We start from the raw sequence: 13,973 nt of genomic DNA on the forward strand, positions 1-13,973 counted from the left end.
AGGAACGCCGCACTGGCCCCGGTAGAACAGTTGAAAGCCTGTGCGCCTCTCAGCTGCGCCATTCGCTGAGGGTGGCGCCGGCCGCGTCGGTGAAGGCCACGCGATCGATCTCGACGGCGGCGATGCAGGACGGGCGCTGGTCCGGCCCGGACGCCGAGCAGCGGACGGCGCGTCCGTCGGGAAAGGCGGTCAGGCGTCCCTCCACCACGAGGCGGTAGCCCTCTGGCGGAACCTCGACCGGCGCGGCGCCCTCCTCCGCCCGGATCACATGGCGATAGGCGCGACCGTCCCGCCGGGCCACGCGCGAACCGCCCTCTTCGAAAATGGCCGCCAGGCCATAGGTCTGGGCGCTAACCGCGCCAGGGGTCAGCGGGTCAGGCCGCACGGTCGGACAGCCTGTCCCCCTTAGCCAGGGCCGCGTCACCCATAGGCCCTCGACCGCCTCGGCCTGGGGCGCCGCCGCCCGGATCAGCGCCGTCTCTGACCAGTCGGCCGGACGCAGGGACAGGGTCAGCGCCCCATCGCCGCCACGCTCCACGCTCGCCACGCCGGGCTCAGCGGAGGTCGGCCGGGCGCCGCCGCAACCGAAGGCTTGGACCAGCATGAACTGCCGACCCGCCAGCCTGGGCGAGGCCGGGACCGTCTGTCCTCCGACAAAGGAGGAGGCGGCCGCATCCAACGCCTGCAGTAGCTCCACCCTGGACATGGGCGCGATGGGCGGCGTCACGGGCGCGGGCGCCGGCTCGGGCGGACGGGGCTCCGGTTCCGGCTCCGGCGCAGGGGTCCGGTCGCAGGCGGCGACGGCCAAGGCCAGCACGAAGGCGCAAAGGGCCGCTCGTGCCGGTCGCGCGGGCGCGACAGAGTTCCGGTGGGCGGGCATAAGGCCACCGTAACACGACATTCCGCCCTGTGAACCGTTGACGTGGCCGCTCCCAGCCGGACTATCAGGCATGACCTACGAACAAATGGCCGCGCTTGGCGTGTTGGCGGCGGTCGTCTTCGGACTGATCCAGGGCCGTTTGAGGTCGGACGTGGTGGCCCTGACCGGCGCTGCGGTCCTTCTCGTCACAGGCGTGGTGCGCCCGGTCGAGGTGCAGCAGGCCTTCGCCTCGCCCGCCATCATCGCCCTGGCCGCGCTGTTCGTGCTGGCCTACGCCATCGAGCTGTCCGGCTTCATGGGCGTGCTGATCCGCATGGGCGCAAGGCTGTGCGCCCGGATCGGCTCGGCGGGCCTGTGGGTGGTCATCGGCCTGTGTGGCGGGGCTTCGGCCTTTCTGAACAACACGCCGATCGTGGTGCTGGCGGCGCCCGTGGTGAAGGACGTGGCCGCCTCGCTGAACCTGGATCCAAAGCGGTTCCTGATTCCCCTGTCCTATGTCTCGATCATGGGCGGGGCCTGCACCCTGATCGGCACCTCGACCAATCTGCTGGTCAACGACATGGCGCGCAACGCGGGCCAGCCGGTATTCAGCATCTTTGAGATCACGCCCGTCGGCCTGATCATCGCGCTGGCGGGCGGGCTGTACCTCTATCTGCTGGGGGGGCGCCTGTTGGCTCCCGCCGGCGGCGGCGACGCGCAGGAGCCGGCCAGGGTGCAGACCGGCGACGGCCTGTTGGGCGACCTGAAGCTGTTCAAGGTCGACAAGCCCCTGGACCGGCGCAAGGCTCTGATCTCCGTGGGGGTGTTCGTGGCCGTGGTGGCGGCGGCGGCCCTGGGCGTGGCCCCCATTGCGGCGGCGGCGTTCGCGGGCGCGGTGTTGCTGATCCTGGTGGGGGTGATCACGCCTGACGAAGCCTATGCGGGGCTTCGGCCCGAGGTGCTGCTGCTCATCGCCGGCATGGTGGTGGTGGGCCTGTCCATCGAGCTGACGGGTCTGGCCGCCTCGGGGGCATCGGCCCTGATCGAGGTGATCCGGCCGCTGGGCCCGTTGGGCGCCCTGATCATTCTTTATGGGGTGACGCTGTTCGCCACCGAGCTTCTATCCAACGCGGCGGTCGCCGTGCTGCTGACGCCCATCGCCGTGGCCCTGGCCGAGAGCCTGGGGGCGGACCCCCGCCCCTTCCTGGTCGCCATCATGATGGCCGCCAGCGCCGCCTTCGCCACGCCCTTCGGCTATCAGACGAACGTGCTGGTCTATGAGACGGGCGGTTACAGCTACATGGACTTTCTGCGCATCGGCGTGCCGCTGAACCTGATCAGCTGGGTGGCGGCGTCGGTGGCGATTCCGATGTTCTTTCCGTTCTGACGCGTGCGTTCAGGCGGCGTCCTTGCGATGCAGCCAGTTCCAGGCCGTGGCCAGCGCTCCGCCGATGATGAACCCGAAGGCGGCGGTGATCCCAATCAGCAAGGCCGCCGTGGCCGGGTCGAAGGCGCCGATCCGATACGGCGGGTCGATGAAATGCAGCCGGAAAATGAAGTCAATGAACGGCTGAGCCCAGCCGATGACGACCAGGACGGCCCAGCAGAAGTGCCAGAGCCCGAGGACGATAGCGAAGGCCAGACCGGCCTTCAGGGGACTGACGGATCGCATGACGCGCCTCCTCCATGGAATGCAGGGAGATTGCGCCAAGGCGGCGAACCGACCTTGATGGAGGTCAAATTTCACCTGCTTAGATCACGCGGTTCTCTGATCTATTTTCCGGGACGCCCCCACCGTGGGCGGCCGCCCCGTCCCGCAACCCCAGCGCACCGCTGGAAGGCGGGCAGGTGGCGCTCTCGAGACGCCTGCTGCAGTCGCCTCATCACGGCCGCCACGTCGGGATGTTGAACCTGTCGCAATAGGCGGTCGTACATGGCGTCGTTCTCAACCTCCGCCCTCACGGCCTCCTCGCAAGCCTCCGCCACGCCGGATGCGGCCCTGACGTTTCCGGCCCATCTGTCGGGCGGCGGATAGACGCCAAAGCGGGTGAACAGCGCCAGCAGCGCCTGTACGTGCCGATCTTCGGCTGCAACGATATTGATGAAGGGGCGGACCGGACCGAACGCCTCGATGACCGCCTGATAGGTCGCGCGGGCGCGATACTCGTCGTCAAGAGCCTCGTTCAGCGCCGCCAGGCTATCTGCATCAAGCATGACGGATGTCTATCAGCGGGAGGCTGCGCCGGACTTGATCCACGTCAAGCTCGCGCCCCCAAAGGAGGCTGTCACCGTCGTCCGCTCGTCCAGCGCCCTGGCGCGCCCTGCAGGACTCGAACCTGCGACCGTCCGCTTAGAAGGCGGATGCTCTATCCAGCTGAGCTAAGGGCGCCCTCAGTGGGTCCAGGGAATCTTGCGGCCAGCCGCGAAGTTATCGGCGTAAGCCTTGATGATCGCCGGCGGTTTGTTGGAGTGATGCAGTCTGAAGGGAATGCCGTGGCGCTCGGCGTAGGCCACCGCCTCCTCCGCCGTGTCGAAGTCGATGCGGATCTGACCGTCCATGTCTCGCGAGCCGGTCCAACCCGTCAGCGGGTCGGCGAAGCGGGCCGAGGCGGGTTCGAACTCGAGCCGCCACCCGCGCGTCGCGGCCTTGCCGGACTGCATGGCGGACTTGGCGGTCTGATAGATGCGGGCAAGCATCGGCTGGGCTCCTCGAACGGTCGGCGTCCTGGTCGGGGCGGCAGGATTCGAACCTGCGACCCTCTGCTCCCAAAGCAGATGCGCTACCAGGCTGCGCCACACCCCGTCAGGGCGGCCTGTTTGCCACTATTGCAGGGCGGCGAAAAGGCTAGTTCGCGCGGAAAAACGGGTGCTCGACGCGGTCCCCGGGCTGGGCCCCGATCTCGGCGGCGCGGCCGGCCCGGATCTCCAGCACGCCCCTGGCCGGCCCGTAGGAGGGGATCGGCGCATCGGAGTTAGGGGTGGTGTTGCGGGCGATGGAGACGATGCGGCCGTCGGCGGCGATATAGATGATGTCCAGCGAGCTGGGCGTGTTGTGCATCCAGAAGCTGCGCTCCTGACTGTCAGGGAACTGGAACAGCATGCCGCGGTCGTCCTCCAGCGGGGGCCGGAACATCAGACCGCGGGAGCGCTCGGCCTCGTCATCGGCGATCTCCACCTGAAAGGCGTGGACGCCGGAGGCGGTACGGATGGTCAGCGGCTCAAGCGTTTGGCCTGCCGGGCCATCGGGGCTTGAGGCCTGGGCGCAGGCGGCCAGAGCCAAGGCTGCGACCACAGCCGGAAGGCGTTGACGTACAAGCGTGTGCAGCAACATGCGCGACCTTAATCTCAGGCCGCGGGGTGGATCTCCGCCACGACCAGACCCTTGGGACCATCCGCGAAACGGACGGAAACCGCCTCGCCCGGCTGGAGATCCTCCAGCCCGCAGCGACGCAACGTCTCGATGTGAACGAATATATCGCCGGGCTCGGCGTCGCGCACCACGAATCCATAGCCCTTGGCGCGATTGAACCATTTCACGTGGGCAGGCTCGACAGGCCCTGACGGCTCAAGCGAAGGCTGACGCGGGCGTTCCGGGAAGCGGCGCACGAAGGCGTCGTCGTTGCGCGGCGGAACCGATCCGGGGATCGGATCCGTCAGCTCCAGAACGGACGAGACCTGCCATCCCTTGGGGCGCCGGACGACGTCGCAGACCACGGCGGCGCCTTCGCCCGCCGCCTCGCGCCCGCTGTCGCGCAGGCTGGTGATGTGCAGGAGCACGTCCTTCAGATCGGTCTGGCTGGGATCATCAGGCACGATGAAGCCATACCCCTTGCCGGGGTCGAACCACTTCACGCGGCCACTGATACGTACGGCCGCCTGACCGGCGGCATCCCCCTGGAACTCGGACATAGGCCCCTCACGCCCGCGCCTCAAATGCGAGCGGCGTTTATCCTAACACGGTTCTGTGTTTTTCCAGACCGAGAAACGCGGATTTTTCAACGTAGACGCGAAAGGGCTGGCGCGATTGAGGAATCGCAGGTCGGCCGAATTGCGAGGGGGAAGGCGCGGATGGCAGGCCCTAGGGGAGTCGAACCCCTCTTTTCAGGTTGAAAACCTGACGTCCTAACCGATAGACGAAGGGCCCGCGACCGCGAGAGGCCGCCGTATAGCGGCGCCGGAATCGGCGCGCAACCCCCCAATCGTCGGTTTCAGCCCGTCATTCGCCGCGGATCGCAGGCGTCCTCGATCTCGATCTGCACGCCCTGACGGCCGTTCCAGTCGTCAGGCTGAAGGCGTCCGGCCACGTGCATGACGGCACCCTCCAGCAGGGCCTGGCCCAGCGGCGTGTCGCCCGACCGCCATGCGATGGCGCGCACGGCTCGGCCGTCCTCGGACGCCAGCCGGCAGGCCACATGCCCGCCGTTCAGAAGACGCGAATCGGTGGCTCGCACGCCGCTGAGAGCCAGCAACGGCTCTTCGTTGCCCGGGCCGAAGGGCGCCAAGGCTTGGAACGCTTGCCATAGGCCGCGGTCGACAGCCGCGGGAGCGCACAGGGCGTCGATTTCGAGGGCGTCGGCCTCGGCGGCGGCGCGGCTCTCCTCGGCCAGGCGCTCGTCAAGAAAGGCGCGCAGGTCGGGCAGCACCTCGCGCCGCACCGTCAGCCCCGCCGCCATGGCGTGCCCGCCGCCGGCCAGCAGCAGTCCTTCATCAAAGGCCGCCTGCACGGCCCGGCCCAGGTTGACGCCGGGCTGGGATCGGCCTGAGCCCTTGCCCACGCCCGAAACCGGGTCGATCCCAATGACGATGGCCGGGCGGCGGAAACGCTCGCGCAGGCGACCGGCCACGACGCCCACCACGCCAGGGTGCCAATCCTCGGCGGCGGCGATCATCACCGGCCCTTGGGGATCGAAGTTGGAGGCGGCCTCGATCTGGCGAACGGCCTCCTCCATCACGCCCGCCTCGACCTCACGGCGTTCGGCGTTCAGCTGGTGCAGCTGTTCGGCCAGGTCGCGGGCCTCGGCCTCGTCATCGGTGGTCAGCAGGCGCACGCCCAGATCCGAGCGGCCGATACGTCCGGCCGCATTGATGCGCGGGCCCAGCACGAAACCGACGCAGCGGGTGTCCGCGGGCTTATCGAGACTTGCGCCGGCGGCGGCCATCAGGGCCCTGAGGCCCGGGTTCTCCCATGACGCCATACGCTGCAGGCCCAGGCGCACCAGGGCGCGATTGAAGCCTTCCAGCCGCGTCACATCGCAGACGCCGCCCAGGGCCGCCAGGTCCAGCCAGCGGCGGATGTCCGGCTCTTCGCGACCGGCGAACAGCCCCCTGGCCCGCGCTTCGCGGTTCAGGGCCGCCAAGAGCACGAAGGTGACCCCTGCAGCCGCCAGATTCCCCTGCCCCGAGCCGCATTCCGGATGGTTCGGATTGACCAAGGCGCGGGCGGGCGGCGCCTCATCCCGCATCAGGTGATGGTCGATCACCACCACCTCCAGGCCCATGTCGTGGGCGGCGGACAGCGCGGTATGGGCCGCCGCGCCGCAATCGACGGTGACCACCAGCTCGCAGCCCTGGCTCTTCAGCGTGCGAAAGGCCGCTTCGCTGGGGCCATAGCCCTCGCGCACGCGGTCCGGCACATAGACGGGCAGGTCCTTGCCCATGGCTCTGAACCAGCGGATCAGCTGGGCGGCGCTGGTCGCCCCGTCCACATCGTAGTCGGCGAAGACCCAGACGCGGCGGTCTTCGACCAGCGCGTCGATCAGCGCCGAAGCGGCGTCATCCATGCCGAGGAAGCTGGAGGGGTTCGGGAAGGTCGCTCGCAGGGTCGGCTGCAGGAAGACGTCGGCGGCCTCAAGGCCGACGCCCCGGCCCAGCAGGGCCCGCGCTACGGCGTCCGGCAGCCCGTGCCGCGCCGACAGGGCCGACAGCGCACTGAGGTCGCCGCCGCGCGCGCGCCAGCGCCGTCCGGTGAGGGAGCGCGAAACGCCCAGAAAAGACTCATCAGGACCCACCATCGGCCCGACGTTGGGGGCAGCCTGCGTCAGAAGCGGTCGCCTATTGGATCGGCGGCGGCGGGACCGCTCGCTCGCGCAGCCGGGCGGCGAAGGCCTCGGCCTGGGCGGTGGCGTCCGCAGGCGGCGGAGTGGCCAGGCGCGCATTGATGTTCGACGCGACCTGGCGCGCCCAGGCTTCGGGGTTCTCGGTCAGGGTCCAGCGCAGGGCGGCCACCTCAGTGGCGAAGGCGTCCTGCCGCGTTTCCAGCAGCGTCACCTGGGTGCGAATCTCGGCCGGGGTCGGCACGTTCTGCGGCGCGGCGGGGAAGTCGCGCCAGCGCGGATAGTCAGCGTCGGCGCGCGCCAAGGTCTCCACCTGGGCCGCGGCGGGCGAGCTCTGGTCCACGGGTGGATCGAAGGGATTGATGGACAGGCATCCGGCCAGCGACAGGCCTAGGATCGCCCCCGCCCCCGCTTTCACGATTTTGCCCATGGCCGCGCTCATCTTGTCACCGGTCATATGCCATGATGGAAGCGCACGAAAGAGACCAGGAGCCCGCCTTGGCCCGCAAGCCCCCCGAACCCAAGCCGCGCAAGTCCTCCGGGGCGACGAAGGCGAAGCCGCGTCCGAGCAAGGCCGCCTCCAGGCCGAAGACCGAATCCGCTGCGGCGTCGCCCCGACCTGAGCCGGCCTCGCCCCCTCCCCCGCCTGAGGCCGCCACGAGCTCCGCCGACGCCATCGAAGCCCTGTCCATGAATCTGGCCAAGGCGGCCCTGCGCGCCCAGAGCCTGCTGGCCGAGACCGCCTTGCGCCAGGCGGACCGCCCGGCCGCCCTGTCGCCCGATCCGTTCAATGCCGCCCCCGCCATGACCAGCGTCGCCGCCAGCCTCGTCTCGCGGCCCGACAAGCTGTTCGCGGCCCAGGCGGACCTGTTCCAATCCTACATGAACCTGTGGGCGGGTGCCGCCCGGCGCGCGGCGGGCGAAGAGGTCCAGCCCGTGGCCCAGCCGCCGAAGGGCGACAAGCGGTTCAACGACCCGGAGTGGTCGCAGAACCCCATGTTCGACGTGATGAAGCAGTCCTACCTGCTGACCAGCGACTGGCTGAATCGGCTGATCGCCTCGGCCGAGGACGTGGACCCCCTGGTCAAGCGCCGCGCCGAGTTCTTCACCAAGATGATGACCGACGCCTTCTCGCCCACCAACTTCCTGGCCTCGAACCCGGCGGCGCTGCGCGAGCTGATGGCCACAAACGGCGAGAGCCTGGTCAAGGGCATGGAGAACTTCGCCGCGGACATCGAGCGCGGCGGCGGCAGGCTCAAGGTCAGCCAGGCGGACTACGGCAAGTTCGAGGTGGGCCGGAACGTGGCCACGGCCCCCGGCCAGGTAGTCTGGCGCGGCGACCTGTTCGAGCTGATCCAGTACACGCCCACGACAGTCCAGCAGCGCGAGATCCCGCTGCTGATCTTCCCGCCCTGGATCAACAAGTTCTACATCCTGGACCTGCGGCCCGAGAATTCCATGATCCGCTGGCTGACGGGACAAGGATTCACGGTCTTCGTCTGCGCCTGGGTCAATCCGGATCGGGACAAGGCCGGATACGGCTTCGACGAGTACCTCAAGGGCGGCATCTACGAAGCTGTCGAAAAGACGCTGGAACAGGCCGGGACCGATCAAGTCAACACGGTCGGCTACTGCATCGGCGGCACCCTCCTGGGATCGGCGCTGGCCCATATGGCGGCCAGAGGCGACAGGCGCATCGCTTCGGCCACCTTCTTTGCGGCTCAGCACGACTTCGCCGAGGCGGGAGACCTGCTGCTCTTCACTGATGAGCACTGGCTGGGCGAGATCGAGCGCCAGATGGACGAGGCCGGCGGCGTGCTGCCTGGCGCTGCCATGGCGGACACCTTCAACGCCTTGCGCGCCAACGACCTCGTCTGGTCCTTCTTCGTGTCGAACTACCTGATGGGCAAGGATCCGCCGTCCTTCGACCTGCTGTTCTGGAACGCCGACCAGACGCGCATGCCCAAACGCCTGCACCTGGACTATCTGCGGCAGATGTACGGCAGAAACGCCCTGGCCAGGGGCGAGATGGTCATGGGCGGCGAGCGGCTGGACCTGTCGAAGGTGACGATCCCGCTCTACTTCCAGGCCAGCAAGGAAGACCACATCGCGCCGATGAACTCGGTCTATCGCTCGGCGCGGCTGTTCGGCGGGGACGTGACCTACACCCTGGCCGGATCGGGCCATATCGCGGGCGTGGTCAACGCGCCGGCGGCCAGGAAGTACCAGCACTGGCTGAATGATCAGCTGCCGCCGACCCTGGACGAATGGCGCGCGGGCGCGACCGAGCACCCCGGCTCGTGGTGGGAGCACTGGGCCGGCTGGCTTCATGCGAAGTCGGGCGGCTGGGTTCCGGCGCGGAATCCTGACAAGGGACCGCTGAAGCCCATTGAACCGGCGCCGGGCGCCTATGTGAAGGTGAAGTCGTGAACGTCGCCAAGGCCAACGCCCTGCTCGCCCTGACCACCTGCCTCAGCCTGGCCCTGCTGCTGATGACCATGTCCGTCTTCGGACGGCCCGACATGGCGGTGCGCTATGTGCTGATCGCCCTCTTCTGCTCCATGGGCGTGGTGGTCCTGAACCGATTGATCCCGGCCCTGCCCAGCGCCAAGAGCCCGCCCATGATCGCGCCTGGCGCGCCCAAGATCGTCGTGATCTGGGTGGCCCTGTTCCCGCTGCTGATCACCCTGTCGGCGGCCTTGCCGGTGCTGGTTCCCGGCGCCGACTTCGCCCTGATGCTGATCATCGCCAGCGTCTGGTGCGGCATGACCCTGGCCTCGGCCATCAAGGCGCAGAGGCTGTCCTAGTCTCGGCGCCTGGCGGCCCCACCCATTCCCAGTGCCAGGGCTCGTACAGGTAGTTCACGAAGCCGTACCGGTGCGCATTGGCCATGAGCCAGCGATAGGCCGGCCCACGCGACTGGTGCAGGCGGTTCTGCGGCCGGGTCGAGTCCGCCGTCTCGCCGGGCAGACGGCCCACATAGAGGTCGATGGCCGTGCCGGTGCGGTGCGGCGAACAGACGGCGCGGCGCACGCCGTCGCAGCCGCCCTCTGTCTCACAGCGCAACTGATCGTCCTCGGGCGCGCGATAGCCTGAGAACAGGGTCAAAAGTTCAGGGTCCGCGGCGATGGCCGGATCGGCGGCGCGGGCGTCGCGCACCATGGCGCGGTACCAGGCCAGGACATCCCCGCGCAGGAAACGGCCCTCCCGGAAACCGGCGTCCTCGCTCTCGTCCATGACCCGCAGGGCCGACGGTGGCGGCGGCGGCGGGCACTCGTCGCGAAAGCGCGCCATGACGAAGGGGCGCCGTTCCTGCCAAAGGCCCTTCAGCACCTGAAAGGCCTCCGGGCCGAACACGCCCGTGGGGGCGAGATCCCAACGCGTCTGCCAAGCCGCCAGGGCGCCAGCGAAGTCGGGTGTATAGGGCGGACAGTCCGTGCCGATCTCGCGCATGACGGCGGGCGCATAGGCCTCCCAGCCCGTCTCGGGACCGAAGGGTGACCATTCCAGAGTATCCAGCGAAGCGGCGTTGGCCTCGGCCGCTCCGGCGAACTCGGCGTGCGCGCGGCACGGCGTGGCGTAGGCGGTCTCCTGCGCCACCGCAGGTCCGCCAGTCGCCAGGACCAGCCCGAAAAACAGCGCCGCCAATGCCCCTTTCCACATGCCGCCAGTGTGCCTCGCTTCGGGCCCCTTGTCGCGGGCCCCGGGCAAGGGTCAGATCACTCGCGAGTCGCCAGGGAGCCCCATGACAGACGTCCAGACAGCGGTCGCGCCGCCCCGCCGCAGCAACGCCGTGCTGGCGGCCTTCTCCCTGCCCTGCCTGCCCCTGGCCGCGTTCGGGGTGGCCCTGCCGGTTTTCCTGCCGGAGTTTTACGCCACCTATGTCGGCATCTCGATCGGCATGGTGGGCGCGGTGTTCATGGCCGTGCGCCTGATCGACATCGTTTTTGACCCCTTCGTCGGCTGGGCCATGGACCGGACGCACAACCGGCTCGGCCGCTACCGACCGTGGATGGCCCTGGCCGCGCCGATCCTGATGCTGGCCGCGTTGATGATGTTCGTCACGGTCAGGCAGGGGGCGGGCGCGCCCTACCTCTTCCTGTGGCTGCTGGTGCTTTATCTGGGCTTCTCGATCGGCACCCTGTCCCAGCTGGGCTGGGCCGCGTCGCTCGCGCCCCAGTACGACCAGCGCTCGCGTGTCTACGCCTGGTGGCAGGTGTTCAACATTCTCGGGGTGGTGGGCATCCTGGTCCTGCCCACGGCCGTCGAAGCCATGACCGGCGGCGGGCATGAGGTGGGCATTCGGGTGATGGGCTGGACCATCATCGCCCTGTTGCCCGTCACCGTCGGGATAGCGCTCCTGTTCGCGCCCGAGCCGGTGAACCCCGGCGCCGCCCCCCACGGCGGGCTGAAGGCCTATCTGGACCTGTTCCGTCGCAAGACCGTGCGCAAGCTGCTCATCGCCGACCTGTTGCTGGGCGTCGCCCCCGGCATCACCGGCGCGCTGCTCTTTTTCTTCTTCGACCAGATCAAGGGTTACGGCCGGGGCGAAGCCTCCGTCTTCATGCTGCTTTACTTCATCGCCGGCCTCGTGGGCGCGCCCGTCTGGGCCTCGCTGGCCAAGCGGGTGGGCAAGGATAAGGCGCTGGCCATCGCCAGCCTGATCTTCGCAGGCCTCTACGTCGTCGCGACCCTGCTGCCCGGCGGATCCTTCTGGCTGACCGCGGGGGCCATGTTCATAGCGGGCCTGCCCTATGCGGCGGGCCTGTTCCTGCTGCGCGCCATGATGGCCGACGCCGGCGACGAGGTGCGGCTGGACACGGGCGTCGAGCGCACCGGCCTGATGTTCTCGATCCTGTCGGCGACGACCAAGGTGGGCCACGTCATCGCCCTGATCCCCTATGTGATCCTGCAGGGCGTGGGCTTTCAGGCCGTGCCGGGCCCAGAGGGCAACAGCGAACAGTCGCTGATGGTGCTGAACCTGCTGTTCGTCTTCGCGCCGGGCCTGCTGATCGCGGCGGCGGCCTGGGTGCTGAAAGGGTATCCCCTGACGCCGGAGCGGCACGAAGCGATCCGCGCTGCCCTGGCCGAGCGTGACGGAGCCCCGGCGTGAGCGCGCGCATCGACCGCCTTCTGACCATCATGGCCCGCCTGCGCGACCCGGACGGCGGCTGTCCCTGGGACGTGGAGCAGACCTTCGCCACCATAGCCCCCTACACCATCGAAGAGGCGTACGAGGTGGCCGACGCCATAGAGCGCGGCGACATGGGCGAGCTGAAGGAGGAGCTGGGCGACCTCCTGTTCCAGGTGGTCTTCCACGCCCGCATGGCCGAGGAACAGGGCGCCTTCGCCTTTGACGACGTGGTGGCCGCGCTGGAGGACAAGCTGGTTCGCCGCCACCCGCACGTCTTCGGCGACGGCGACGGCCGCACCGCGCGCGAACAGACCGTCGCCTGGGAGGCGATCAAGGCGGCCGAGCGCAAGGAGAAGGCCAAGACCGGGGTGCTTGACGACGTGCCCGTGGGCCTGCCGGCGCTGACGCGGGCGCACAAGCTGACCAAGCGGGCGGCGCGGGTCGGCTTCGACTGGCCGACCCTGACAGAGGTGCTCGACAAGGCGCGCGAGGAGCTGGCCGAGCTGGAGGCCGAGATCGCGGCGAACGACCTCGACAAGGCGCGCGAAGAGATCGGCGATTTCCTCTTCGTTCTCGCAAATCTGGCGCGAAAGCTTGATGTGGAGCCGGAAGACGCCCTGCGCGCCGCAAACGCCAAGTTCGTGCGCCGCTTTGCCCATATCGAGGCGCGCCTGGCCGAGACCGGCCGCACGCCGGACCAGTCCACACTGAAGGAGATGGACGCCTTCTGGAACGAGGCCCGGGCGGCGGATAAGACGGCCTAGAATACCGGCGGGTTTTCCAACGTCGCCAACCTGCGCTGGACCCTTGCCTGGCGCCAGCGGTCGACCGGCTGTTCGATCAGCATCACCAGCAGCACCGACATGGCGATGCTGCCCACGATGGCCACCGGCACGGCCTGCTCGGGCGTGACCGTCAGGGCCAGGGCGATCACGAACAGGTGGCACAGGTAGAGCGGATAGCTCAGCTCTCCGATCCAGCGGTCCCATTTCACCGCCTTGAAGGCGTTGAAGGCGAAGGGCGTCACCACGGCCACGCCCACATAGACCAGCCAACGCGCGGCCTCTCCCCTGAGCCCGGTCAGCGGCATCAGGACCAGCCCGGCCACCAGGGCCAGCCCCAGCACGGCCCCCATCCATCTCGGCGCCTTGGAGGCCCATGGCAGGGCGCGGTGGGCCAGCATGCCCATCAGGAACATGAACAGGGCCGTCGGAAACAGCCGGCTGCTCCAGAGGGGATAATCCAACGGCAGGAGGTGACCCGCGAAGCGCAGCGCGACGCTGGCCAGGGCGATAACCAGCAGCGTCGTCCAGCGCATCCGCGCCAGGAAGGGCGCCATCGCATAGAACATCAGCTCCATGGACAGGCTCCAGGACTGCGGAACCAGCAGCGCCTGCCAGGCCAGGGTGTTGGTCTCGCTGGGAAGGGCCCCGGACGGGTCGTAGATAAGGCCGCCGTCCGGCCCGATGCGCAGCCAGAACAGCAGCTCCTGCCCCACCACGAACACGTTCTCGAAGGCCATGACTACGGCGGTTGCCGGATCGGAGAAGGCCGTCATGAAGACCTCGGGCGTGGCGGTTACGGACACGCCGAAGCCGAACAGCCCGATGGCGCAGACGACCATCATGGCCAGGTAGCTCGGGGCCAGGCGCAGGAGGCGGTTGGAGTAGAACAGGCCCCGGTCGGCGTATTTCCCGTCCAGCACCAGGGCCATGTAGAAGCCCGAGATGATGAAGAAGGCCTGCACCGCCAGGCCCCCGTGCACGAAGGTGAAGGGCGCGCCCGGCAAATGGGCCAGCAGCACCGCCAGCGCCAACGTCAATCGCAACATGCCCATGGTCGGCTCCCCTCGCCCTGCCGGGCGTCAGATTAGCTAGGCGGTATCGGTTCGGTCGCGGAAGGGCGCCGCGCCAACTTGGCAAGACGG

General features: G+C 68.7%; 15 protein-coding genes and 3 tRNA genes. 5 read left to right on the forward strand and 13 right to left on the reverse strand.

Annotated features, from left to right (window positions below):
* Nucleotides 1–49 precede the first annotated feature (49 nt).
* Nucleotides 50–880, reverse strand: coding sequence for a hypothetical protein (locus tag Q0812_RS04385; protein ID WP_302109068.1), 831 nt, complete (start codon nt 878–880; stop codon nt 50–52).
* 70 nt (nt 881–950) lie between these two features.
* On the opposite strand from Q0812_RS04385, the gene Q0812_RS04390 reads away from it, so the two are divergent.
* The gene (locus Q0812_RS04390) at nt 951–2,246 is read left to right on the forward strand and encodes an SLC13 family permease (protein WP_302109069.1); all 1,296 of its coding nucleotides are present in this window, start codon (nt 951–953) and stop codon (nt 2,244–2,246) included.
* 9 nt (nt 2,247–2,255) lie between these two features.
* Here the strand turns inward: Q0812_RS04390 and Q0812_RS04395 are convergent, their stop codons facing one another.
* From Q0812_RS04395 to Q0812_RS04440, 10 genes are all read right to left on the reverse strand, one after another.
* Nucleotides 2,256–2,531 carry a hypothetical protein gene (locus tag Q0812_RS04395; RefSeq protein ID WP_302109070.1) on the reverse strand — a complete coding sequence of 92 codons (276 nt, stop codon included), beginning with the start codon at nt 2,529–2,531 and terminating at the stop codon, nt 2,256–2,258.
* Nucleotides 2,532–2,632: 101 nt separating this feature from the next.
* Nucleotides 2,633–3,073: a ferritin-like domain-containing protein gene (locus tag Q0812_RS04400; protein ID WP_302109071.1), complete on the reverse strand. Its 441-nt coding sequence runs from the start codon at nt 3,071–3,073 to the stop codon at nt 2,633–2,635.
* A 98-nt stretch (nt 3,074–3,171) separates the two neighbouring features.
* Nucleotides 3,172–3,248, reverse strand: a tRNA-Arg gene (locus tag Q0812_RS04405).
* Nucleotides 3,249–3,250: 2 nt separating this feature from the next.
* Nucleotides 3,251–3,556, reverse strand: a complete 306-nt coding sequence (locus Q0812_RS04410) for an ETC complex I subunit (RefSeq protein ID WP_302109072.1) — start codon at nt 3,554–3,556, stop codon at nt 3,251–3,253.
* A gap of 29 nt (nt 3,557–3,585) precedes the next feature.
* Nucleotides 3,586–3,662: transfer RNA gene (locus Q0812_RS04415), tRNA-Pro, on the reverse strand.
* Nucleotides 3,663–3,704: 42 nt separating this feature from the next.
* On the reverse strand, nt 3,705–4,190 hold the full coding sequence (locus tag Q0812_RS04420; RefSeq protein WP_302109073.1) for a DUF192 domain-containing protein: 486 nt from the start codon (nt 4,188–4,190) through the stop codon (nt 3,705–3,707).
* 14 nt (nt 4,191–4,204) lie between these two features.
* On the reverse strand, nt 4,205–4,768 hold the full coding sequence (locus Q0812_RS04425) for a cold-shock protein (RefSeq protein ID WP_302109074.1): 564 nt from the start codon (nt 4,766–4,768) through the stop codon (nt 4,205–4,207).
* Nucleotides 4,769–4,928: 160 nt separating this feature from the next.
* Nucleotides 4,929–5,003, reverse strand: a tRNA-Glu gene (locus Q0812_RS04430).
* A 64-nt stretch (nt 5,004–5,067) separates the two neighbouring features.
* Nucleotides 5,068–6,870: a single-stranded-DNA-specific exonuclease RecJ gene (gene recJ, locus Q0812_RS04435; protein WP_302109075.1), complete on the reverse strand. Its 1,803-nt coding sequence runs from the start codon at nt 6,868–6,870 to the stop codon at nt 5,068–5,070.
* A 40-nt stretch (nt 6,871–6,910) separates the two neighbouring features.
* A complete protein-coding gene (locus Q0812_RS04440) occupies nt 6,911–7,369 on the reverse strand; it encodes a hypothetical protein (protein ID WP_302109076.1) in 459 nt (152 codons plus the stop codon).
* A gap of 8 nt (nt 7,370–7,377) precedes the next feature.
* On the opposite strand from Q0812_RS04440, the gene phaC reads away from it, so the two are divergent.
* Together phaC and Q0812_RS04450 are read left to right on the forward strand one after the other, a co-directional pair.
* Complete coding sequence (phaC, locus tag Q0812_RS04445; protein WP_425281541.1) at nt 7,378–9,342, forward strand: class I poly(R)-hydroxyalkanoic acid synthase; 1,965 nt, start codon at nt 7,378–7,380, stop codon at nt 9,340–9,342.
* Nucleotides 9,339–9,719 carry a hypothetical protein gene (locus tag Q0812_RS04450; RefSeq protein ID WP_302109077.1) on the forward strand — a complete coding sequence of 127 codons (381 nt, stop codon included), beginning with the start codon at nt 9,339–9,341 and terminating at the stop codon, nt 9,717–9,719. Before phaC ends, Q0812_RS04450 begins: the two co-directional genes overlap by 4 nt.
* Here Q0812_RS04450 and Q0812_RS04455 read toward each other — a convergent pair.
* Nucleotides 9,697–10,560, reverse strand: a complete 864-nt coding sequence (locus tag Q0812_RS04455; RefSeq protein WP_302109078.1) for a D-alanyl-D-alanine carboxypeptidase family protein — start codon at nt 10,558–10,560, stop codon at nt 9,697–9,699. The genes Q0812_RS04450 and Q0812_RS04455 overlap by 23 nt on opposite strands.
* A 97-nt stretch (nt 10,561–10,657) precedes the next feature.
* Here Q0812_RS04455 and Q0812_RS04460 point away from each other — a divergent pair, with 97 nt between their 5' ends.
* Nucleotides 10,658–12,025 (forward strand): MFS transporter, encoded by a 1,368-nt coding sequence (locus Q0812_RS04460; RefSeq protein WP_302109079.1) that lies wholly within the window; start codon nt 10,658–10,660, stop codon nt 12,023–12,025.
* Complete coding sequence (gene mazG, locus Q0812_RS04465; RefSeq protein ID WP_302109080.1) at nt 12,022–12,810, forward strand: nucleoside triphosphate pyrophosphohydrolase; 789 nt, start codon at nt 12,022–12,024, stop codon at nt 12,808–12,810. Before Q0812_RS04460 ends, mazG begins: the two co-directional genes overlap by 4 nt.
* Here mazG and Q0812_RS04470 read toward each other — a convergent pair.
* On the reverse strand, nt 12,807–13,883 hold the full coding sequence (locus Q0812_RS04470) for an acyltransferase family protein (protein ID WP_302109081.1): 1,077 nt from the start codon (nt 13,881–13,883) through the stop codon (nt 12,807–12,809). The genes mazG and Q0812_RS04470 overlap by 4 nt on opposite strands.
* Nucleotides 13,884–13,973: the final 90 nt, after the last annotated feature.

This window comes from Peiella sedimenti (assembly GCF_030504955.1).
In the GTDB taxonomy this organism is placed as follows: Bacteria; Pseudomonadota; Alphaproteobacteria; order Caulobacterales; family Caulobacteraceae; genus Brevundimonas; species Brevundimonas sedimenti.